This is a genomic window from Achromobacter deleyi, from assembly GCF_013116765.2.
Lineage (GTDB): Bacteria > Pseudomonadota > Gammaproteobacteria > Burkholderiales > Burkholderiaceae_B > Achromobacter > Achromobacter deleyi_A.
Genome location: NZ_CP074375.1, coordinates 485,153 through 507,309, shown reverse-complemented (window position 1 = coordinate 507,309; position 22,157 = coordinate 485,153). Strand labels below are relative to the sequence as shown.

19 protein-coding genes are annotated in these 22,157 nt (G+C 66.1%); 3 read left to right on the top strand and 16 right to left on the bottom strand.

Translation table 11 applies throughout. The features are described 5' to 3' along the window. Nucleotides 1-32 precede the first annotated feature (32 nt). Nucleotides 33-1,097 carry an NAD(P)-dependent alcohol dehydrogenase gene (locus HLG70_RS02295; RefSeq protein ID WP_234103346.1) on the top strand — a complete coding sequence of 355 codons (1,065 nt, stop codon included), beginning with the start codon at nucleotides 33-35 and terminating at the stop codon, nucleotides 1,095-1,097. Nucleotides 1,098-1,200: 103 nt separating this feature from the next. Here the strand turns inward: HLG70_RS02295 and aceA are convergent, their stop codons facing one another. Then, nucleotides 1,201-2,520 (bottom strand): isocitrate lyase, encoded by a 1,320-nt coding sequence (gene aceA / locus HLG70_RS02290; protein WP_171665375.1) that lies wholly within the window; start codon nucleotides 2,518-2,520, stop codon nucleotides 1,201-1,203. 323 nt (nucleotides 2,521-2,843) lie between these two features. Between aceA and queF the strand changes: the two genes are divergently transcribed. Next, on the top strand, nucleotides 2,844-3,668 hold the full coding sequence (gene queF / locus HLG70_RS02285) for an NADPH-dependent 7-cyano-7-deazaguanine reductase QueF (RefSeq protein WP_171665377.1): 825 nt from the start codon (nucleotides 2,844-2,846) through the stop codon (nucleotides 3,666-3,668). A 34-nt stretch (nucleotides 3,669-3,702) separates the two neighbouring features. Here the strand turns inward: queF and HLG70_RS02280 are convergent, their stop codons facing one another. The 13 genes from HLG70_RS02280 to HLG70_RS02220 all read right to left on the bottom strand — a co-directional run bounded on the left by HLG70_RS02280 (nucleotide 3,703) and on the right by HLG70_RS02220 (nucleotide 19,766). Further along, nucleotides 3,703-4,704, bottom strand: a complete 1,002-nt coding sequence (locus HLG70_RS02280; protein ID WP_171665379.1) for a cytochrome-c peroxidase — start codon at nucleotides 4,702-4,704, stop codon at nucleotides 3,703-3,705. Nucleotides 4,705-4,870: 166 nt separating this feature from the next. Then, the gene (locus HLG70_RS02275; protein ID WP_171665381.1) at nucleotides 4,871-6,178 is read right to left on the bottom strand and encodes an MFS transporter; all 1,308 of its coding nucleotides are present in this window, start codon (nucleotides 6,176-6,178) and stop codon (nucleotides 4,871-4,873) included. 175 nt (nucleotides 6,179-6,353) lie between these two features. Beyond that, nucleotides 6,354-6,926 (bottom strand): CDP-diacylglycerol--glycerol-3-phosphate 3-phosphatidyltransferase, encoded by a 573-nt coding sequence (gene pgsA, locus HLG70_RS02270; protein ID WP_171665383.1) that lies wholly within the window; start codon nucleotides 6,924-6,926, stop codon nucleotides 6,354-6,356. Between the two features lie 77 nt (nucleotides 6,927-7,003). Further along, nucleotides 7,004-8,830 carry an excinuclease ABC subunit UvrC gene (gene uvrC, locus HLG70_RS02265; protein ID WP_171665385.1) on the bottom strand — a complete coding sequence of 609 codons (1,827 nt, stop codon included), beginning with the start codon at nucleotides 8,828-8,830 and terminating at the stop codon, nucleotides 7,004-7,006. Continuing rightward, nucleotides 8,793-9,851 carry a beta-N-acetylhexosaminidase gene (nagZ, locus tag HLG70_RS02260; RefSeq protein ID WP_171665387.1) on the bottom strand — a complete coding sequence of 353 codons (1,059 nt, stop codon included), beginning with the start codon at nucleotides 9,849-9,851 and terminating at the stop codon, nucleotides 8,793-8,795. Before nagZ ends, uvrC begins: the two co-directional genes overlap by 38 nt. A 52-nt stretch (nucleotides 9,852-9,903) precedes the next feature. Continuing rightward, entirely contained in the window at nucleotides 9,904-10,332 is a 429-nt protein-coding gene (gene acpS / locus HLG70_RS02255; RefSeq protein WP_171665389.1) for a holo-ACP synthase, read from the bottom strand. Between the two features lie 48 nt (nucleotides 10,333-10,380). Then, nucleotides 10,381-11,121 carry a pyridoxine 5'-phosphate synthase gene (locus HLG70_RS02250; RefSeq protein WP_171665391.1) on the bottom strand — a complete coding sequence of 247 codons (741 nt, stop codon included), beginning with the start codon at nucleotides 11,119-11,121 and terminating at the stop codon, nucleotides 10,381-10,383. Beyond that, on the bottom strand, nucleotides 11,118-12,605 hold the full coding sequence (locus HLG70_RS02245; protein ID WP_171665393.1) for an efflux transporter outer membrane subunit: 1,488 nt from the start codon (nucleotides 12,603-12,605) through the stop codon (nucleotides 11,118-11,120). Before HLG70_RS02245 ends, HLG70_RS02250 begins: the two co-directional genes overlap by 4 nt. Continuing rightward, on the bottom strand, nucleotides 12,602-15,832 hold the full coding sequence (locus HLG70_RS02240; protein WP_171665395.1) for an efflux RND transporter permease subunit: 3,231 nt from the start codon (nucleotides 15,830-15,832) through the stop codon (nucleotides 12,602-12,604). Before HLG70_RS02240 ends, HLG70_RS02245 begins: the two co-directional genes overlap by 4 nt. Before the next feature lie 65 nt (nucleotides 15,833-15,897). Further along, entirely contained in the window at nucleotides 15,898-17,163 is a 1,266-nt protein-coding gene (locus HLG70_RS02235; RefSeq protein ID WP_171665397.1) for an efflux RND transporter periplasmic adaptor subunit, read from the bottom strand. Between the two features lie 205 nt (nucleotides 17,164-17,368). Beyond that, the gene (locus HLG70_RS02230) at nucleotides 17,369-17,773 is read right to left on the bottom strand and encodes a winged helix-turn-helix domain-containing protein (RefSeq protein WP_171665399.1); all 405 of its coding nucleotides are present in this window, start codon (nucleotides 17,771-17,773) and stop codon (nucleotides 17,369-17,371) included. Between the two features lie 175 nt (nucleotides 17,774-17,948). After that, the gene (locus tag HLG70_RS02225; RefSeq protein WP_171665401.1) at nucleotides 17,949-19,145 is read right to left on the bottom strand and encodes a DUF3734 domain-containing protein; all 1,197 of its coding nucleotides are present in this window, start codon (nucleotides 19,143-19,145) and stop codon (nucleotides 17,949-17,951) included. A 24-nt stretch (nucleotides 19,146-19,169) separates the two neighbouring features. Beyond that, nucleotides 19,170-19,766, bottom strand: a complete 597-nt coding sequence (locus HLG70_RS02220) for a DUF4136 domain-containing protein (RefSeq protein ID WP_171665403.1) — start codon at nucleotides 19,764-19,766, stop codon at nucleotides 19,170-19,172. 162 nt (nucleotides 19,767-19,928) lie between these two features. Here HLG70_RS02220 and HLG70_RS02215 point away from each other — a divergent pair, with 162 nt between their 5' ends. After that, nucleotides 19,929-20,723 (top strand): TOBE domain-containing protein, encoded by a 795-nt coding sequence (locus HLG70_RS02215; protein WP_171665405.1) that lies wholly within the window; start codon nucleotides 19,929-19,931, stop codon nucleotides 20,721-20,723. Between the two features lie 42 nt (nucleotides 20,724-20,765). On the opposite strand, the gene HLG70_RS02210 is transcribed toward HLG70_RS02215, so the two are convergent. Next, a complete protein-coding gene (locus tag HLG70_RS02210) occupies nucleotides 20,766-21,452 on the bottom strand; it encodes a sulfate/molybdate ABC transporter ATP-binding protein (protein WP_171665407.1) in 687 nt (228 codons plus the stop codon). Then, the gene (modB, locus tag HLG70_RS02205) at nucleotides 21,449-22,135 is read right to left on the bottom strand and encodes a molybdate ABC transporter permease subunit (RefSeq protein WP_171665409.1); all 687 of its coding nucleotides are present in this window, start codon (nucleotides 22,133-22,135) and stop codon (nucleotides 21,449-21,451) included. The genes HLG70_RS02210 and modB overlap by 4 nt, the downstream gene beginning before the upstream one ends. Between the last annotated feature and the right edge of the window lie 22 nt (nucleotides 22,136-22,157).

The following is a 22,157-nucleotide window of genomic DNA, read 5'->3' as shown; positions in this document are numbered from 1 at the left end:
TGCCTGCTCAACAAATTCCATCAGAGGCCGTCATGATCCAAGCCCGAGGCTACGCCGCCCACAGCACCGACACCCCGCTCGTCCCGTTCAGCTTCACCCGCCGCGAACCGGGCGACGACGACGTATTGATCGAAATCCTCTACAGCGGCATCTGCCATTCCGATCTGCACCAGGCGCGCGGGGACTGGGGCAATTCCATGTATCCCATGGTGCCGGGCCATGAGATCGTCGGCCGTGTCGCCCAGGTCGGCAAGAACGTCAGCAAGTTCAAGGTGGGCGACTACGCCGGCGTCGGCTGCATGGTCGACTCCTGCAGCCATTGCAAGGCCTGCCGCCTGAACCTGGAGCAATACTGCGAGGAAGGCGCCACGCTGACCTACAACGACAAGGAACGCGGCAGCGACCAGCTCACCTTCGGCGGCTATTCGGATCGCATCGTGGCGAAGGAACACTTCGTCGTTAAGGTCTCCGACAAGCTGGACCTGAAGGCCGTCGCACCGCTGCTGTGCGCCGGCATCACCACCTATTCGCCGCTGCGCCACTGGAAAGTGGGCCCTGGCCAGAAGGTAGGCGTCATCGGCCTGGGCGGCCTGGGCCACATGGGCGTGAAGTTCGCGCGAGCCCTGGGCGCGCACGTGGTGATGATCACCACGTCGGCCGACAAGGGCCGCGACGCCAAGCGCCTGGGCGCCGACGAAGTGCTGGTCTCGCGCGACGCCGAGGCCATGGCGGCGCACGCCGGCAGCTTCGACTTCCTGCTGAACACGGTTCCCGTCAGCCACGACGTGAATCCCTACATGGCGCTGCTGACGCTGGACGGCACCATGGCGCTGGTGGGGGCGCTGACTCCGCTGGATCCCATTCCCGGCGCCAACCTGATCATGGGGCGCAAGTCCCTGGCGGGCTCGGCGATCGGCGGCATGGAGGAAACGCAGGAGATGATGGACTTCTGCGCCGAACACGGCATCGTCAGCGACGTGGAAATCGTGCCGATCCAATCCGTCAACGAAGCCTACGAGCGCCTGCTGAAGAACGACGTGAAGTACCGCTTCGTGATCGACATGGCATCGCTCGCCGAGGAACCTGCCGCGGCGTAAGAGGGTCTCCAAGGCAAAAAAAAGGGTGCCCGCAGGCACCCTGAATCCACCCTACAACAGCACCTGCAACTACAACTTCAACTGCAAAACCTCGGTCAATGGCTTACGCGGCCTTCTGCGTCTTGCCATGTTCGAACTGGGCCTCTTCCGTCGAGCCGGTCAGCGCGGTGGTCGAGGACTTGCCGCCTTCGATCGTCTGCGTCACGGCGTCGAAGTAGCCGGTGCCCACTTCGCGCTGATGCTTCACGGCGGTAAAGCCCATTTCGGCGGCGGCGAATTCCTTCTGCTGCAGTTCCACGAAGGCGCTCATCTGGCGGCGGGCATAGCCATGGGCCAGTTCGAACATGCCGTAGTTCAGCGCGTGGAAGCCGGCCAGCGTGATGAACTGGAACTTGTAGCCCATGGCGCCCAGTTCGCGCTGGAACTTGGCGATGGTGCCGTCGTCCAGGTTCTTCTTCCAGTTGAACGACGGCGAGCAGTTGTACGCCAGCAGCTTGCCGGGGAACTGACGATGGATGGCCTCCGCGAACTTGCGGGCGTACTCCAGGTTGGGCGTGGACGTTTCGCACCAGATCAGGTCGGCATACGGGGCATAGGCCAGACCGCGCGAGATGGCCTGATCAATGCCGGCGCGGGTGCGGAAGAAGCCTTCCACGGTGCGTTCGCCGGTGATGAACGGACGGTCGTTTTCGTCGACGTCGCTGGTCACCAGGTCGGCGGCATCGGCATCGGTGCGGGCCAGCAGCACGGTGGGCGTGCCCATCGTGTCGGCGGCCAGACGGGCCGACACCAGCTTGGCCACGGCCTCGCGGGTGGGAACCAGCACCTTGCCGCCCATGTGGCCGCACTTCTTCACGGAAGCGAGCTGGTCTTCGAAGTGCACGCCCGAGGCGCCGGCCTCGATCATGGCCTTCATCAGTTCGTAGGCGTTGAGCACGCCGCCAAAACCGGCCTCGGCGTCCGCCACGATGGGGGCGAAGAAGTCGAGGTAGCCTTCATCGCCGGGGTTCTTGCCTTCCATCCACTGGATCTGGTCGCAGCGGGTCAGCGAATTGTTGATGCGGCGAACCACCTGCGGCACCGAATTGGCGGGATACAGCGACTGGTCGGGGTACATCTCGCCGGCCAGGTTGGCGTCGCCGGCGACCTGCCAGCCGGACAGGTAGATGGCCTTCAGGCCGGCCTTGACCTGCTGCATGGCCTGGTTGCCGGTCAGGGCGCCCAGCGAATTCACGAAAGGCTCGCTATGCAGGAGTTCCCACAGGCGGGTGGCGCCGCGGCGGGCCAGCGTGTGTTCGACGCTGATCGAACCGCGCAGGCGGATGACATCCTCGGCGCTGTAGTCGCGCTTGATGCCCTGCCAGCGGGTGTTCTCTGCCCAATCCTTCTGCAGATTGCGGATTTCGGTTTCGCGATTGCTCATGGTGATGCTCCAGGTCAGTGATGAGAGAACTTCAAAAGATTCGCGTCTTGCGTTGCGTGAATCGTTGGACAAAGTCTATGCCTCTGCTGCGGAGCAATGTGAACCTATGTCTTATAGAAGACAAAAATTATTATTTATATAAATCATCAGCTTATAAATTTCATTTCGTATAGTGAAACGCAATTGTCGTCTATGAAATGCGCTTGCATTGCTGCGCAGCAGGCACTTTCACATGACGAGAGTTACATTTCATATTATGGAAAATCACCGGTTTTCCGACCGCCTACAATGCCGTCATTCCCTAAGTTTCCGATGACTCCGCTATGACCCTGTCTCACGGCCCGCTCGGGCAGAGCGTGGCCTACGCCTCGCAATACGACCCCTCGCTGCTCTTTCCCATCGCGCGTTCGCACAACCGCGCGGCGCTGAACCTCAGCGCCGGCAGCCTGCCGTTCACGGGCGTGGACCTGTGGAACGCCTACGAGCTCTCTTGGCTGGACGCCAAGGGCAAGCCGCGCGTGGCCATGGCCACGTTCTCGGTGCCGGCGGACAGCCCCAACATCATCGAGTCCAAGTCGTTCAAGCTTTATCTGAATTCGTTCAACCAGACCCGCCTGGTCAACTCCGCCGCCCTGCGCGGCCGCCTGGAGCGCGACCTGAGTGCCGCCGCGGGCGCGCCCGTGGGATTGGATTTCTTCCTGCCCCAGCGCTTCTCCGAATTGCGGATGGGCGAACTGGACGGCATCTATATAGACAAGCTGGATATCGAGATCGACACCTACGAACCGGCGCCCGAGGTGCTGCGCACCCGGCCCGGGGACGTGGTCGAGGAAACGCTGGCGTCGCGCCTGCTGAAATCGAACTGTCCGGTGACCGGCCAGCCCGATTGGGCCAGCGTGCAGATCCGCTATCGCGGCGCGCCGATAGACCGCGAGTCGCTGCTGCGCTATGTGGTGTCGTTCCGCCAGCACGCGGAATTCCACGAACACTGCGTCGAGCGCATCTTCAGCGACATCATGCAGGCTTGCGGTCCCGAGCAGCTGACGGTGTATGCGCGCTACACGCGCCGCGGCGGGCTGGACATCAATCCGTGGCGCAGCAACTTCGAGACGGCGCCACCCGCGGACGTGCGCACCGTCCGCCAGTAAAGGCAGCAGCCGCCCTTGGGGCGGCCGCTCTTTCTTACTTCACGAAGGGTTCAGGGCGCGGCGTGTCGTCTTCGGACGGCGGCAGCACCGGGTACTGGATGACAGGCTGATCGCCCGTGAGCGTCTTCAGGAACGCCACGATCTGCGCATTTTCATCCGCCGAGAAGGTGCGGCCCAATTGCAGGCGGCCCATCACGTCCACCGCTTGCGTCAGCGTGGCCGCCTCGCCGTCATGGAAGTACGGATAGGTCAGCGCCACGTTGCGCAGGGTCGGCACCTTGAAGTTGAAGCGGTCCGCATCCTTGCCCGTCACCGCCGCCCGCCCTTCGGCCTTGTTCTCCGTCACGTAGGGCGTGACCAGCCCCATCTTCTGGAACGAATTGCCGCCCACGGCCACGCCGTTGTGGCAGGCCACGCAGCCGCTGTTCTTGAAGAGATCGTAGCCGGCCAGCTCGCGTACCGTCAGCGCCTTCTTGTCGCCCTTGAGCCACTGGTCGAAGCGGGAGTTCGGCGTGACCAGGGTTTCCTCGAACGCGGCCAGCGCGCCCGTCACTTCCTGGATGGTGATCCCGTCCTTGCCGAAGACCCGCTTGAACTCCGCCCGATAGCCGGGGATGGAGTTGAGCACCTGGACAGCCAGTTCGTGGGACGAGGCCATCTCCATCGGATTCTCAATGGGGCCGCCCGCCTGTTCGCGCAGGTCCTTGGCGCGGCCGTCCCAGAACTGGGCGATGCTGAGGCTGGAATTGAGCACCGTAGGCGAGTTGATTCCGCCCTGCTGCCACTTGTGGCCAATGGACGCCTTCAGGTTGTCCGACCCGCCCATGCCCAGGTTGTGACAGGAATTGCAGGAGATCGCGCCGGAGCGCGACAGACGCGGATCGAAAAAGAGCTTCTTGCCCAGCTCGACCTTGGCCGGTTCCTTGACGACCAGGGGTTCGATCGGCTGGATGGGTTCCTGCGACGCGCTCCAGGCCTGCCCGGCCCATAACCCCAGTACGATCCCCATCGCCAGCAGCGTGCCTTGCTTTCTCATTTGCTTCTCCTGTGAATAACCTGCCTTGCTTTGTGGTTATTACAGCGAGCATGAGGAACGGCGGCTTTGCGGTGCGTCAATAGGCGCAAGCCGCCGCAATGCGGCAAGCCGGAAGGTTGACGGCGCGCAAGGAAAACCCGGCGCCGGATTCAGTTGCCCGCGGTGCTCAGGAGCGCGCCGACACCGCCACGGCCGGCGGTTCGGCGCGACGGGCCTGCACGGCAATCCACTGGGCCAGGAAGGCAGCCACCGCGAACGCCACGCCGGCGCCCACCCAGGGACCCTGGCGCAGGCCGGCGTCCAGCAGCAGGCCGAAAGCGAGCGGACCCAGGGCCGAGCCCACGTCCATGCCCGAATAGACCAGGCCGTAGACCGAGCCGGTGGACCCCTTGGGAGTTACCTTGCGGATCAGCATGTCGCGCGACGGCGCGGCCACGCCGGAGCAGAAGCCGGCCAGGCCCACCACCGGCGCCGCCAGCACCGCTGGCACCAGGCCCAGCGCCAGCACCACCAGCGTCAGGCCCGCCAGGATCAGCGCCACCATCACGGTGCGCTCGGTGCGGGGATTGGCCGACACCAGGAAGCCGCCGGCCGCCATGCCCACGGCCGAGGCCACCATGTAGCCGGACAAGGCCGAGCTGGCGGTCACCTTGGACAAGTCATACAACTGGCCCAACAGCGGGATGGTGTAGTTCTGCACCGACGACAGCGCGATGGAGGTGCAGGCAAAGAACAGGAACGCGCCCCACAGCGCCGGCTTGGCCAACAGGGCAGCCAGGGTCGTCAGCACGCCCTCCTGCGGTTTGGCGGCGGATCTGGCCGCCTGGTCGCCGTCCTTGCCGTCGGCTCGCGCGTCCAGCGGCGAGGGGCCGCCGATCAGGTCGCGCCCCAGCACGGTCAGCAGCAGCACCAGCGCCACCAGGCCCGCGGCGCTGTAGGCCGCCACGCGCCAGCTGGCCAGCAGCGTGATGGAGGTGATGAACACGGGCGTCAGCGCCCAGCCCAGGTTGCCGGTCAGCCCGTGCGTCGAGAACGCATGGCCCAGACGGGGGGCAGTAATGCGATGGTTGATGATGGAGTAGTCCGCCGGGTGGAAGACCGAGTTGCCGATGCCGCCCACGACCGCCGCGGCCATCAGCATGGCGTAGCCCGTGGCCGATCCTATCAGCAGCCCGGACAGCACGAAGCACCCCAGCCCGAACCACAGCACCGGACGCGCGCCGATCCGGTCGACCACGAATCCCGACGAGGCCTGGCCGATGCCGGACACCACGTAGAAAGCCGATACCAGCAGCCCCAGGCGCGCAAAGTCCAGCCCGAACTCCAGGCCCAATGCGCCATAGAGCGACGGCAGGACCAGTTGGAAAAAGTGGGAGGATGCGTGCGCCACGCCGATCAGCAGGATGATCTTCCAGTCGCGCCGGCGGACAGCGGTGTCCGAAAGCAAGGTATTTGCAGCGGTAGCGGTGTTCATTGCAAAAGGCCGCGGGCAGCGGCAGGATGCGTCCGCCCATGGCGGCTCGCGGGTTGTCTCCGGCAACGCCCGGGTAGCCCGGGCGTTGGATTCACGGCGATTGCGGCACGCGGGCCGTGCCGGACCAGGCCGGCATATCGCTCTTCAAGTGGCACCACGGCACTGCACGACGGAACTACAGGGCTTTCTCGCGAATGGCGGGCCAGGCGCGCTGCAGGTAGTACAGCATCGACCACACCGTCAGCACCGCCGCCACGATGATCAGCACATCCCCCAGCAGCTTGGTGCTGACGCCATGGACCGGCTGGTTGTACAGCAGGCACGGAATCGCCACCATCTGCGCGGCCGTCTTGAACTTGCCCAGGCGATGCACCGCCACGCTGGCGCTGGCGCCAATCTTGGCCATCCATTCGCGCAGGGCGGAAATCGTGATTTCCCGGCCGATGATGATCAGCGAGATGAAAGCGTCGACGCGGCTGAGGTCCAGCAGGACGATCAGGGCGGCGCAGACCATCAGCTTGTCGGCCACCGGATCCAGGAACGCGCCAAATGCCGACGTCTGGTTCCAGCGCCGGGCCAGCCAGCCGTCAAACCAGTCCGTCAGCGCGGCAATGATGAACGCCCATGCGGCGAGGGTGTCGCGCGCGGGCACCGACATCCAGCTCTCGGGCAGGTAGAACAGCCCGACGACCAGCGGAATCATGGCGATGCGCAGCCACGTCAGGATAATGGGAACATTAATTGGCATAGTGTCCGTATGCTACATCAGTAGAGCAATGGGGGGACCCACCCCCGAAGCGCCTGCGGGCGGGATACGTACTGGCATTAGCGCAGCGCCTCGTAAATGCGGATGGCGAGTTCCTGGGAGATGCCGTCCACCGTCGCCAGATCCTCGATGCTGGCCGAGGCCACGCCCGAGAAGCCGCCGAACCGGGCAAGCAGCCGCTGCCGGCGGCGCGCTCCCACGCCTTCGATCTCTTCCAGGCGCGAGACGTTGCGCGTCTTGGCGCGCCGGGCCCGCATGCCGGTGATCGCGAACCGGTGCGCCTCGTCGCGCACCTGGGCGATCAGCATCAACGCGGCGGATTCGCCGCCCAGCGCCACGGGCGGCCGCTCGTCGGCGAACACCAGGGTCTCCAGGCCGACCTTGCGCCCTTCCCCCTTGGCCACGCCCACCAGCGTCTGGATGTCCAGGCCCAGCTCCGCGAACACCTTGCGAGCGACCTCCACCTGCCCCTTGCCGCCGTCGATCAGGACCAGCCCGGGCATCTGCGCCTCGCCATCGGCCACCTTGGCAAAGCGCCGGGTCAGCACCTGCCGCATCGCCGCGTAGTCGTCGCCCGGCGTAATGCCGGCAATGTTGTAGCGGCGGTAAAGCGAGGGCTGCATGTCGTGGTGTTCGAACACCACGCAGGAAGCCTGGGTGGCCTCGCCGGCCGTATGGCTGATGTCGAAGCACTCGATGCGCAGCGCGTCCAGCGCGGCCTCGTCCGTGTCCAGGTCCAGCGCCTCGGCCAGCGCCAGGGTGCGGGCCGCGCGGGCGCCGGACTCGGTGAGCGCGCGCGCCAGGGCCATTTCGGCGTTCTTGGTGGCCTGCTCCAGCCAGGACCGGCGCGTGCCCTGTGGACGCGTCAGCACCCGCGACGGTCGCCCGCCGGCCTGCTCCACCAGCAGGGAGATCAGGTCCGGGTCGGGCAATGCGTGGGAACAGACCAGCACGGGCGGCAGCGCGTTGTCGGTGTAATGCTGCGCCACGAACGCTTCCAGCACCTGCGGCGCGGCCTCGCCCTCCGCATGCGTCGGAAAGAACGGCTTGTCGCCCAGGTGACGGCCGCCGCGCACCATCGCCAGGTTCACGCAGACCTTGCCGCCGGCGATCGCCACCGCGATGATGTCGGTGTCCTCGCCGCTGACGTTCTCCATGGTCTGCTGGTGCAGCACGCGCGCCAGCGAGCCCATCTGGTCGCGCAGGGCCGCGGCTTCCTCGAAGCGCAGTTCGCCCGCGGCGGCCAGCATGCGGGCCTCGATCTCGCCCATGACCTCCTTGGCTTCCCCGTTCAGGAAACGCACCGCGCGCTGTACGTCGCGCTCGTACTCGGCCGCCTCGATCGCGCCCACGCAGGGCGCCGAGCAACGGCCGATCTGATGCAGCAGACAGGGCCGCGAGCGGTTGGCGAAGACGCTGTCCTCGCACGTGCGCAGGCGGAAGACCTTCTGCAGGATCTGGATGGTTTCGCGCACGGCCCAGGCGTTGGGAAACGGGCCGAAATACTGCCCGCGCTTGTTGGTGGCGCCGCGGTAGTAGGCGATGCGCGGCCAGGCATGGCCGGTGATGAGCAGGTACGGATAGGACTTGTCGTCGCGGAACAGGATGTTGTAGCGCGGCTTCAGGCTCTTGATGAGGTTGTTTTCCAGGATCAGCGCTTCGGCCTCGGAGCGCGTCACCGTCACCTCAAGCCGCGCCACCTTCGCCACCATCTGGGCGATACGAGGGCTGGCCAGGTTTTTCTGGAAATACGACGAGACGCGCTTCTTCAGGTCGCGCGCCTTGCCGACATACATGACCTCGCCCGCCGCATCCAGGTGCCGGTAGACGCCCGGCAGATGCGGCAGGTCAGACAGGAACGATTTGAGATTGAAGTCGTCGGGCATTCTGATAGCGGCTTTCGGCCTGCAAGGTATCCCAGTCGGGCGCATCGAAACGCGGCATCAGGCGGCGGATGCGGGCCACGGACTCGGGCGTGTGGTCGAACTCCAGCTTCGACAGCAACTCGTCGGCCAGGTCCGGCCGGTTGCACACCAGCACCATGTCGCAGCCGGCGCGCAGCGCGGCATTGGCGCGGTCCAGGATGTCGCCGGCGACCGACGCGCCTTCCATGGTCAGGTCGTCCGAGAACACCACGCCGTCATAGCCCAGGCGCTTGCGCAGGATGTCCTGCACCCAGCGCTTGGAAAAGCCGGCCGGATGCTTGTCGACCTTGGGATAGATCACGTGCGCGGGCATCACCGACGGCAGCACCGCGTCGCCCAGCCAGGCGTACGGAGCGGCGTCGTCCTTCAGGATCTCGTCCAGCGTGCGCGGGTCCACGGGAATCTCGTGGTGCGAATCCGCCCCCACGTAGCCATGGCCCGGGAAGTGCTTGCCGCAAGCCGACATGCCGGCCAGCGCCAGGCCCTGGATCAGCGCGCGCGACAGCATCGCGACGACGCGCGGATCATGGTGGAAGGCGCGGTTGCCGATCACCTTGCTGACGCCGTAGTCCAGGTCCAGCACCGGCGTGAAGCTCATGTCCACGCCGCAGGCGCGCAGTTCGGCGGCCAGCACGTAGCCGGCTTCCGTCGCCAGGCGCATCGCATTGAGCGGATCGCGGTCCCACAGCGCGCCCAGCTCGCGCATCGCGGGCAAGCCGGTGAAGCCGTCTTCGCGAAAGCGCTGCACGCGGCCGCCTTCGTGGTCCACCAGGATCAGCAGCGGCTCCTTGCGGGCCTTGTGGATCTGGCGCGTCAGCTCGGTCAGCTGGGCACGGTTCTCGAAATTGCGGGCAAAGAGAATGACGCCGCCCACCAGGGGGTGGCGCAGGCGCTTCTTTTCCGCTTTCGTCAGCGCGTATCCCGCCACATCGACCATCACGGGGCCGGGGGGCAGAACCGCCTTGGATTTCTTCTTGGCCATAGGGGGCTGTCCTTGTGTCTATGTCTGGCAAGCGGTCCCGGCAAAGCCGGAATCAGGGCTTGCGTTCGACCACCACGTAGGCGGCGGCCATATCGGATTCATCGGTAATGGAAACATGGGCGGCGCCGAATCGCTGGGCATACCATTCCAGCAGTTCGGGCGCGATCACCAGCACCGGGCGCCCGCCCGGCGCATTCAGCGTCTGCACGCGCCGCCAGGTCATGGGCATGCGCATGCCCAGCCCGATCGCCTTGGAAAACGCCTCTTTGGCGGCAAAGCGGGTGGCCAGGAAACGCAGGCCGCGCACCGGATCGCGCGCGCGCCGCGCGTGGAACTTCTGCAGTTCTTCGACGCCCAGGATCTTCTCCGCAAAGCGGTCGCCATGGCGCTCGAGGGCGCGCTCGATGCGGTCGATGCGCAGCAGGTCCATGCCGATGCCGGCGATGGCGCCCGGGGGCGTGGCGGAGGAAGGATCGGACATGGGCGTCATCGCTCGGCTAGCGGTCAAAACGCGTCATCGGGCCCGCGTTCAAAGGCCGCGCAACGCTTGCAGGCGCGCTTGCACCATCAGCGCCTTCATGTCGCGCACCGCTTTTTCCCAGCCGTCGAATATCGACTGCGCCACGATGGCGTGGCCGATATTGAGTTCGGAGATGCCGTCCAGCGCCGCCACCGGCTTGACGTTGCCATAGTGCAGGCCATGCCCGGCGTTCACGCGCAAGCCGTGGCGCAGGCCTTCGGCCACCGCCAGGCGGATGCGCCGCAGCTCGGCCTCGGCGGCCTCGCCTTCGGCCTCCGCATAGGCGCCCGTATGCAGCTCGATCACGGGCGCGCCCGCCCTGGCCGCCGCGGCGATCTGCGCCGGGTCCGGGTCGATGAACAGCGACACGCGGATGCCGGCCTCGGCCAGCAGGGCCACCGCGTCAGAAACCGGCCCCATGGCGCCCGCCACTTCCAGGCCCCCTTCCGTCGTCAGCTCGGTGCGCTTTTCGGGCACCAGGCAGACATCGCTGGGCTTGACCGCGCAGGCGATCTCCAGCATTTCAGCGGTGACCGCGCATTCCAGGTTCATGCGGGTGCGCAGCTGCGGACGGATGGCGTAGACGTCGGCGTCCTGGATATGGCGCCGGTCTTCGCGCAGATGCAGCGTGATCAGGTCGGCCCCGGCGTCTTCCGCGCGCAGCGCGGCGGCGATCGGGTCGGGGTAGACCGTGTGGCGTTGTTGCCGCAGCGTGGCAACGTGATCGATGTTTACACCAAGTTCTATCATTGCACTTTCGTTGTTTCTTCCCAGCCGCCGCCCAGCGCCTTGTACAGTTCCACGCGGTTGATCAGCGCGGCCAGGCCGGTTTGCACCAGTGACAGCTGGGCGTTGAAAAAGTCCACTTGCGCGGTCTGCACCTGCAAGTAGCTGTCAATACCATTGGTATACCGCAAATTCGACAGTTCCAGCGTGCGCGCCGAGGAATCCTGCAGCGCGCGCTGGGCGTCCAGCTGCGCCCCGTAGGTGGCTTCGCCCGCCAGCGCGTCCGAGACTTCGCGGAACGCCTGCTGGATGGTCTGCTCGTACTGGGCGACCGCGATATTGTCGCGCGCCTTGGCCAGGTTCAGTCCTTCGCGGATGCTGCCGCCGGCAAACAGCGGCGTCGTGATCGAAGGCGAGAAGCTCCAGTAGCCCTGGCCGCCCTTGAACAGGTCTCCGAGCGACGGGCTGGCCACGCCCAAGAGGCCGGTCAGCGAGATGGTCGGGAAAAACGCCGCACGCGCCGCGCCGATATTGGCGTTGGCGGACAACAGCTGGTTTTCCGCCGCCAGGATGTCGGGCCGGCGTTCCAGCAGGTCCGACGGCAGGCCGGAAGGCACCGTGGCCAGCAGCTGGTCGCGGCCGAACGTGGCCGGCGCGGGCAACGTGTCCGGCAGCGGCGTCCCCACCACCAGCACCAGCGCGTTCATGGCCTGGGCCCGGGCCCGGGCCAGTTGCGCCAGGTCGGCGGACGCGGTGTCCAGCAGCGACTTGGATTGATTCAGGTCCAGTTCGGACGCCACGCCGCCGTCGAAGCGGCGCTTGACCAGATCGTAGGACTCCTGGCGCGAGGCCAGCGTGCGCTGCGTCAGCTCAAGCTGGACTTCGGCCGCGCGCAGATTGAAGTATGACTGCGCGACCGAGCCCACCAGCGTGATTTGCACGGTCTTTTGCGCCTGCTCCGTCGACAGATATTGCTGATACGCCGCTTCGGACAGGTTGCGCAGGCGGCCGAAGAGGTCGATCTCGAACGTAGTCAGGCCGATGCCGGCCTGGTACGTGCTGCTGATCGAGCTGGAGTTTTCCGCACGCATGTTGGCCGGCAGATGCTGGCGCTGGCCTTGAATGCCGGCGCCGATGCTGGGCCATTGCGCACCGCGCTGGACCCCGTACTGGGCACGGGCTTCTTCCACGCGCTGCACCGCCACGCGCAGATCGCGGTTGTTGACCAGCGACAGCTCGATCAGGCTTTGCAGGCGCGGATCGCGGAAGAACTCGCGCCAGCCAAGGTCGGCGGCGGGCGTGCCCTCTTGCGGCATCACCGCCGTGGAAGGCTGGGTGCCCAGCGTGGTCGAGCGGGTATACGCGCCGTACTCCACCTTGGGCTGGTCGGGCCACGCGCCGCTCACCGGCGCGTCGGGACGCTTGTAATCGGGCGCCAGCGAGCACCCGGCCAATGCCACCGCCACGAAGGCGGACAAGGCGGTCTGTTTGAACATCAGGGCTTTCATTCCTTGCCCTCCTGGCCACCGTTGGGTTGTGCGGGTTGCGGCGTCGCGTCGGGAGCGGCCTGTCCGGCCGCCGCCTTCTTGGCGGCCTGCTCTTCTTCGAAGGCGCGCAGTTCGGCGCCCAGCAGACGGGGCCGGGTCTTGAACAGGCCCAGCACCACCACGAAGAATGTCGGCACGAAGATCACGGCGAACGGCGTGGCGGCCAACATGCCGCCCAGCACGCCCAGGCCCACCGCGCGCTGGCTGGCGGCGCCCGCGCCGGTCGCCATTGCCAGCGGAATCACGCCCAGAATGAACGCAAGCGACGTCATCAGGATCGGCCGGAACCGCAGGCGCGCGGCTTCCACCGCGGACTCGTACAGCCCCATGCCCCGGGCATACTGGTCCTTGGCGAATTCCACGATAAGAATGGCGTTCTTGGCCGCCAGCCCGATCACGGTCACCATCCCCACCTGGAAGTACACGTCGTTGGACATGCCCAGCGCGCTGACCAGCGCCACCGCGCCCAGCATGCCCAGCGGCACCACCAGCATCACGGAGATCGGGATGGCCCAGCTTTCATACAGCGCGGCCAGCACCAGGAACACGACCAGCAGCGACAGGCCCATCAGGATGGGCGCCTGGTTGCCCGCCTGCCGTTCCTGGTAGGAAAGGCCCGTCCACTCGTAGCCGAAGCCTTGCGGCAGCTGCGCCACCAGGCGTTCCATTTCCGCCATGGCCTCGCCCGTGGTGTAGCCGGCCGCCGAGCTGCCGCCGATGCGCATCGACTCGTAGCTGTTATAGCGCACCACCTGCACCGGCCCCTGGACCCATTCCGCGCTCACGAACGTGGACAGCGGCACCATCCCGCCCTGAGTGTTACGGGCGTTCAGTTTGAGCACATCGGAAAGCTGCATGCGGTAAGGCGCATCGGCCTGCACCCAGATGTTCTGCATCCGGCCCATGTTGGGGAACTTGCTCAGGTAGGCCGAACCGACCGCCGTGGAGATCAGGGAGGCGGCTTCATTGAAGTCCACGCCCAGGGCGGCAGCCTTGTCCCGGTCGATGTTCAGGCTGAGCTGCGTGCCCGCGGCAAGGCCGGTGATCCGGACCTGCGACAGCACCGGGCTCTTCATGGCCTCGCCCATCAGCTGGGCCGTGGCCGCGGCCAGCGCGTCCGTGCCCGCCGAACCGCGATCCTGCAGGCGCAGGTCGAAACCGGTGGCGTTGCCCAGGGACGAGATCGCGGGCGGCACCAAGGTGAACACCTGCGCATCATGGATGCCCATCAGCTGCTTCTCGAAGGCGACGAATGCGATGGCGCCCGCGGAATCCTTGCGTTCCTTGCGATCCTTGAAGTCTTTCAGCGTGGTGAACGCGATAGCGGCGTTCAGGCCGTTGCCGTTGAAGCTGTAGCCCTGCACGGCGATGATGTTTTCCACCGCCGGGATGCTGCTGAAGTACTTCTCGACCTGTTCGATCACCTCGATGGTGCGGTTGGCGCTGGCGCCGGTGGGCAACTCGATGTTGCTGACCACGTAGCCCTGGTCTTCCTCGGGCAGGAACGACGAAGGCAGGCGCAGGTACAGCCAGCCCAGCAGCACGACCAGCACCAGGAAGGCCAGCATCATGCGGCCGCCCTTGTGCAGGATGCGCGACACCCAGTTCTGGTAGCCGTGGGTAGTGGCGTCGAACTTGCGGTTGAACCAGCCGAAGAAGCCCTTCTTCTCGTTGTGGTGGCCCTTGGGCACCGGCTTGAGAATGGTGGCGCACAGCGCCGGAGTGAAGGTCAGCGCCAGCAGGGCCGAGAAGAAGATCGACACGGCCATGGCCACCGAGAACTGCCGGTAGATCACGCCCACCGACCCGCTCATGAAGGCCAGCGGCAGGAACACCGTCACCAGCACCAGCGTGATGCCGATGATGGCGCCGCTGATCTGCGGCATCGCCTTCTTGGTGGCTTCCTTGGGCGGCAGGCCTTCCGTCGCCATGATCCGCTCGACGTTTTCGACCACCACGATGGCGTCGTCCACCAGAATCCCGATGGCCAGCACCATCGCAAACATGGTGAGCACGTTGATCGAGAACCCGAGCGCCAGCATCACCGCGAACGACCCCAGCATGGCCACCGGGACGACCAGTGCGGGAATCAGCGTGTAGCGGACGTTCTGCAGGAACAGGTACATCACCAGGAACACCAGCACCATGGCTTCGGCCAGGGTATGGAGCACCTGCTCGATGGACACCTTCACGTAGGGCGCGGTGTCGTAGGGAACGGCGTACTGGATGTTGCCGGGGAAGTACTTGGACAGCTCTTCCATCTGCTGGCGCACGCCCTGCGCCGTGGCCAGGGCGTTCGCGTTCGGCGACAGCACGATGGCGAAGGCCGCCGTGGGCTTGCCGTTCAGGCGGGCGCCGAACTGGTAGTTGTCCGCCCCCACTTCGATGCGGGCGACGTCGCGCAGCAGCACCTTGGAGCCGTCGGTATTGGCGCGCAGGACGATCCTGCCGAAGCCATCGACCGTGCTGAGCTGGCCATTGGCCGTGACCGTGGCGGTGATGCGCTGCGAGTCCGGATTGGGAGGCGAGCCGATGCTGCCGCCCGACACCAGCACGTTCTGGCCGGCGATCGCGCTGTTGACTTCAGCCATGCTCAGGTTGAAGCCCACCAGCTTGGCGGGGTCCACCCAGACGCGCATGGCGCGCGGCGCGGCGAACAGCTGGAACTGGCCCACGCCCGGCACCCGGGACACCGGGTTCTGCACGTTGCGGGTGATGTAGTCGGCCAGCGCCGTCTGGTCCAGCGAGCCGTCCGCGGACGACAGCGTGACGATCATCAGGAAGCCGGTACTGGTCTGCTCATACTGCAGGCCCTGCTGCTGCACGGCGGTGGGCAGCTGGGCGATCACGTTGGACACGCGGTTCTGCACGTCCACCTGCGCCAGGTCGGGATCCGTGCCGGGCGCGAACGTGGCGGTGATGGTCGAGGTGCCGTAGGAATCGCTGACCGACTCGTAGTAGATCAGGCCCTTGGCGCCGTTGAGCTTGTCCTCGATGATGCTGGTGACCGATTCGGCCACCTCCTTGGACGACGCGCCGGGGTAGGTGGCGGTGATCGTGATGGCTGGAGGCGCCACGTCGGGGTACTGCGCGACTGGCATGTTAGGGATGGCCAACACCCCCGCCAGCAGAATGAAGAGGGCAACTACCCAGGCGAAAATTGGTCGATCGATAAAAAATTGCGGCATGTGGGCTGACTCTGAAAGCGATGCTCACCAAAGAGGAACGCGGCGCTTGCTGCGCCGCGTGCCGCTTACGATTTCTGGCCTGCGGCCTTGTCTTGCGGGGCCGGCTCGGCCGGCTTGGCGCCGGGCTGCGGGGCGGATTCGGCCGGCTTGGCGCCGGGTTGCGCCGCAGGCTGGGCGCCTTGCGCGGGCTTGCCGTTCCGGTTCCATTCGCTGACCTGCACCGGCGCGCCCGGACGGATCTTCTGGAATCCTTCCACCACGACGACGTCGCCAGCCTTCAAGCCGCTGGTGATCAGCCAATTGTTCTTGACGGCCCCGCCCGTGGTGACGGACAACTGCTCGATCTTGTTGTCCCGCACCAGCATCAGGCTTTGCGTGCCGTCGGCCGTGCGCTGCAGCGCCTGCTGCGGCACCACCAGCGCGCTCTCGTCCACGCCCTGCTCCAGGCGGACCCGGACATACATGCCGGGCAGCAGGATGCCGTCGGGGTTGGGGACCTCGGCGCGCAGGTTCACCTGGCCCGTGGTCGGATCCACGGTGATGCCGGTGAACAGCAGCTTGCCGGGATGCTCGTACTCCGAGCCGTCCTCCAGCACCACGGTGGCGCGCGCGGCGTCCTTGCCCACTTGCTGCAGCCTGCCGCTGGCGAAGGCGCGGCGCAGCGCAGCCAGGTCCGCGGTGGACTGGGTGAAGTCCACGTAGATGGGATCCAGCTGCTGCACCGTGGCCATCTGCGTGGCGGAGGTGGACTCGACCAGCGCGCCCTCGGTGACCAGGGGCTTGCCGATGCGCCCGGTGATGGGCGAGGTGACATCGGTGTAGCCGAGGTTGATGGCGGCGTTGTCCTGGGCGGCCTTGGCGGCCGCGACGGCCGCATCGGCCTGGCGATACGACGCCACCGCGTTGTCATATTCCTGCTTGCTGACGGCGTTGGCCTTGACCAGCGGCGCGTAGCGGTCGGCCAGCAGCTTGGCGCTGAACAGATTGGCCTGCGCCTGCTTGAGCTGTGCCGTGGCCTGATCGAAGGCAGCCTTGTAGGGCGCCGGGTCGATCTTGAACAGCAGCTGGTTTTCCTTGACGTCGCCGCCCTGCTCGAAAGTGATGCGCTGGACGATGCCGGTGACCCGCGAGCGGATCTGGGCATCGCGCACGGCGTCCACGCGGCCAGGCAACTCGGAAACAATGGGGGTGCGTTGCGGTTGCACGGTGATGACGCTGACCTGGGGCATGCCAGGATTCATCTGCGGTCTTTCACCGCAACCCGCCAATATCAGCGCGAGGACGCCACCGGAAACTGCCAGACCCGAAATACGTTTAGGCGAAAACCGCATTGAAACCCCCGCGTAGCGTAGTGAACCGCGTAATGAATCGCGTCAAGTATCCGCAGCGATTTTGATCGCGCCCGCAGGCGTCGATCAAAATATAACCATGCGTCACCAACGACACGTGAATAGCCCGTTAATGTAACTCAGATATTCGGGAAATCACGTACTTTCAAGCGTCTTGACATTACACGGGGGGTGTTGCGCAACCGCGTCAGACGCTGGAAAGCTCCCTGAGATTGCCCAGAAATGTATAGCCTACGCCATGCACGGTATGCAGCGGCAGACGCGCCCCCGCCCGGCGGACCTTGCCGCGCAGCCGGCAGATGGCCACATTCAACGTGCGCATATCCGTCCCGCTGCGCATGGCCTTGATTTCGTCGCGCAGCAGCTCCCGGAGGGGGTTCTTCAACATGCAGACAAAGCAGGCGCGCTCGATCTCGGTCAGGTCGAGGCGCGCACCGCTGGGCATCTGCAGGGTCCAGCCCCGGTAGAGCAGGCTCCACCAGCCGTCGACAGGGTCCGATGCCGCCGTTGCCGGCCAGGGGGCCGGGGCCTCGATGCGGCGGCGTGGCGGCGGCGCGGGCGCCGCCGGGGCAGGAAGATGAGGAGCGTTCATGGCGGGTTCTCCACCAGGATGGCCCCAGGCTGCCATGCAGCGGGGCCGGTCCCGGAACAAGGTTGCAGTTTGTCCCGAAAGACTACCGCCGCCGCGCGGCCCCAGGCCTGTCGCGGGGCACCTATCGGACCAATCCGAACGTGACCGCTCAATAAGGGTTTCGGCCGCCGCCTGCTCAGGAGTGCTTGGTGCCGTTGCGGTGGATATCGTGCGTGACAAAGCAGCTGTCCTGCGTGGGACGGGACAGGATGCCCGGCTTTTCCAGGGTATGGCGGATATCCGCCAGACCCGACTCCCAGTGCTCACGCATGGCCTCGGTGCCGAACTCGTAGTCCTTGGAATAGCGCTCCAGGTGCTTGGATTCGTAGATGAGGTTGATGATATTGGTGGCCGGCGTGTGCGACAGCTTCCGGATATCCGCGAATTCGGGCGCGTTGCGCTCGGCTTCGGGCAGCCGCTCCAGCAGGCGCTGCAGCCCGTGCCGCAGTTTCAGCACGCGCCGCAACTGGTCCGTCACCAGGCGGGTCCGGCTGGAATACTGGATGTCCTTCTGCCGCTCGGCCACTTCTTCCAGCGACGTGGGCAGGCCGCCCCGGGCGGGCCACAGGTCCACCTGGAAGGCCAGCGTGTCGCGCATGTTGTCGGTGGTCAGCACCTGAGCCAGCGGGGTGTTGGAAACCACGCCGCCGTCCCAATAGTGTTCGCCGTCGATCTCCACCGACGGAAATCCGGGCGGCAAGGCGCCCGAGGCCATGATGTGCTCCGGCCCGAGCGTGTCTTTCAGGCTGTCGAAATAAGCGAAGTTACCGGTGCGCACGTTCACGACGCCAAAGCTGGCCCGCACCGCGCCGCTGTTGAGCAGGTCGAAATCCACGAACTTGCGCAAGGTCGCGGCAAGCGGGGTGGTGTCGTAAAAGCTGGTGGAAGCCGCCCCGCGTCCCTGGACCATGTACGGCGGCGGGAAGCGCGGCTTGAAAAAGCCGGGCTGGCCGGAGAACAGGGCCTGGAAAGCCGAGACCTGCCCGTTCATGGCCGGAGAGCCGAAGCCGAACGGGATGCCTTCGAACAGCCCGGCCAGCGTGTCGCCCCAGGGCACGGAGGCAAAGCCGGCCGGACGGCAGATGCTCTCCCAGAAACCGCGCAGGCGGTCGATGCGTTCATCCTCGCGGGAGCCGGCGATGATGGCCGCATTGATGGACCCGATGGAAATGCCCGATATCCAGTTGGGCCGGATGCCGGCCTCGTGCAAGCCCTGGTAGACCCCGGCCTGGTATGACCCCAGCGCCCCGCCGCCCTGCAGCACAAGGGCGACGGTGTCATAGGGCGGCGTATCGCCGGTGTCTTCGGTCAGGGCCTTGCGGCGAGTGGTCATTCAGCTACCTCTGGATGGGGCCTGCTAGGGTTTGCTCTTGTCCGGCAGTTGCGGCGCGGCCACGCCGGCCCGGAACGGATACTTGGCGAATATCTCCGCGACGACCTTGTCCACGTTTTGCTGGGATCCGGCAACTTCGGGATTCTGGACTTCTCCGACGGCGACCCCCTCCCATACCAGTTGCCGACGGCGCGCGTCGACCAGGTCGATGTTGAGAGTGCCCTCGGTGTACTGATAGACGTCCTCGCCCCAGCCGTAGCCGGGCCAGCCGCCGTAGAACCCCGTGCGGTAGCCATAGTATGGCCCCATCGGCGGCGCGGCCGGGGTGACCTGGGTCTTCTGCTGGAGCTTGGCGCTGAAGTTGACCAGCAGGTCGGGATTGGACGCGCTGTATGCGTACCCGCGCATTTCCATCTGGCCGCGGGTTGCGTCCTTGAGCCGTTCGGTCAGCAGACTGCTGTATCCGGCCTTGTCCGTGCCCAGGGGAGTCATGTAGCCAAAGGTCCGGTACTGCGCGAAATCGGCCTGATGGTCGTAATCGCTTTTTACCGAGGGCCCGGTCGCGCAGGCCGCCAACAACCCCATCATGGAACCCGCCGCCAGCCATTTGAACGCTTTCATGTCAGTATCTCCGTGAGCCCGAGGCGTGAACATAGTGCCGCGAAGCCCTTAAAGTTTCAACAGAATCTCATTCGCATCCTGAAAAATACGCGCGGCCGGGGCACCGCCCCGTCCATTACACTTCATCCTGATCCCTTAACCTTGAAGGCAGAGCCCATACCCATGCTGGAACTCGACGGCTCGATATGGTTTCGCTCCGGCGCCCAGACCTGGGGCGGAAAGAACCGCATAGACCTGCTTGCCCAGATCGACGCCACCGGCTCGATCACCGCGGCCGCGCGCGCCGCCGGGATGAGCTACAAGGGGGCCTGGGACGCCATCGACGCCATGAACAATCTGGCGGGCGAACCGCTGGTGCTGCGGGCGGCGGGCGGCAAGGGCGGCGGCGGCACGCAGCTGACCGACCGGGCGCGCCGCCTGATCGCGACGTTCCGGGCGCTTGAAGCCGAGCACCAGAAGTTCATGGACAACCTGACGCGCGCCGGGCTGGATGCCAGCGGCGACATCGACCTGATGAGGCGCTTCATGCTGAAGACCAGTGCACGCAACAAATTCCTGGGCACCGTCATCGAGATCCGCACGGGCGCGGTCAACGACGAAGTCCTGCTGCGCATCGCGGGCGGCCACACCGTCACGGCCACCATCACCCGGGAAAGCACGAAGGAACTGGGCCTGGAAACAGGCAAGGAAGCCATCGCGCTGGTGAAGGCGTCGTCCGTCATCGTCGGCGCGCCGGGGCCCGGCCTGCGGCTGTCCGCCCGCAATCAGCTGCAGGGCAAGATCAGCGATGTGCGTCCGGGCGCGGTCAACAGCGAAATCCTGATCGCGATGGACGGCGGCGCCACGCTCGTAGCCATCGTCACGAACGAAAGCGCGGCCGACCTGAACCTGGGAGTGGGCGCCGACGCCGTGGCCATCTTCAAGGCATCCAGCGTGATCCTGGGCGTGCTGGACTGACAGGCCGCCCGGGCATCGCGGCGCGCCACGCCTGGCGGTGTTTCAGATGCCCACGTCCTCGTCCCGACGGCGCACCCTGCCCTCGCGCACTTCAAAGACCTCGTCCGCCAGGACATCCACATCGGCGGGGTCATGCGTGATCAGCAGCATCGGCACGTCCAGCCTCTGCTGCAGCGCATTCAGCTCCTGCCGCATCTTGCCGCGCAACTGCGAATCCAGCGCCGAAAACGGTTCGTCCAGCAACAGGATGTCCGGCTGCAGCATCAGGGCCCGCGCCAGCGCCACGCGCTGCTTCTGCCCGCCCGAGATCTCGTTGGGATAGCTGCCCACGATGGAACCCAGTTCAAACGCATCCACCCAGCGCTGGGCCTGCGGACCGACCTCGCGCCTGGGCGGGTTGAGCCAGCCCCGCCGCAGGCCGAAGGCGATGTTCTGCGCCACGGTCAGGTGCGGAAACAGTGCGTAGTCCTGGAACAGGTAGGCCACGCGGCGCGATTGGGTGGGCAGGCAGATTCCGGCCTGCCCGTCGAACAGCACCCGGCCATTGATCTCGATGCGGCCCGCGTCCGGACGCAACAGCCCGGCCACCGCCCGCAAGGTCAGGCTCTTGCCCGCGCCCGATGGCCCGAACAAGGCAATGCGCTTGGACGACGACGTGAACGCCACGTCCAGCTCGAAATGCCGGTCGCCCGATACCATCCGCTTGCTGACCTGGATGCCGACGCTCATCGTCCGCCTCCGTTGCGCTGGCCCGCGCCGATGGGCACCAGCTTGCCCGCCACCAGCAGCACCACGATGCAGGTCACGGACGTGACCAGCACCAGCATGTTGGCGGTGGAATCGTCTCCCGCCTGCACGGCTTCGTAGATGGCGACCGACAAGGTCTGCGTGCGACCCGGCAAATTGCCGGCGATCATCAGCGTGGCGCCGAATTCGCCCAGCGCCCGCGCGAATGCCAGCAGCACGCCGGCGGCGATGCCGCGGGCGGCCAGGGGCAAGGTCACGCGGAAGAACACGCCGGCCTCGCCCACGCCCAGCACCCGGGCCGCGTTCTCCAGCTGGCTGTCCACGTTTTCAAAGGCGGCGCGCGCCGACTTGAACACCAGCGGAAACGCCACGACGGACGCCGCGATCACGGCGCCCTGCCAGGTGAAGACCAGCTCGATGCCCCAGCCCGCCAGCGTTTCGCCGATGATGCCGCGCCGGCCCAGCAGCACCAGCAGGTAATAGCCCAGCACGGTAGGCGGCAGCACCAGCGGCAAGGTCAGGATGGCGTCCAGCAGGTCGCGCCCCGGCCAGCGCCAGCGCGACAGGCCATAGGCCGCCCCCGTGCCGGCCACGGCGGCCAATAGCGTTGCCCAGCCCGCCACTTTCAAGGAAAGCAGCAGGGGCACCCAAACCGGATCACTCATCAATGCCTACGCTTGAACAGGG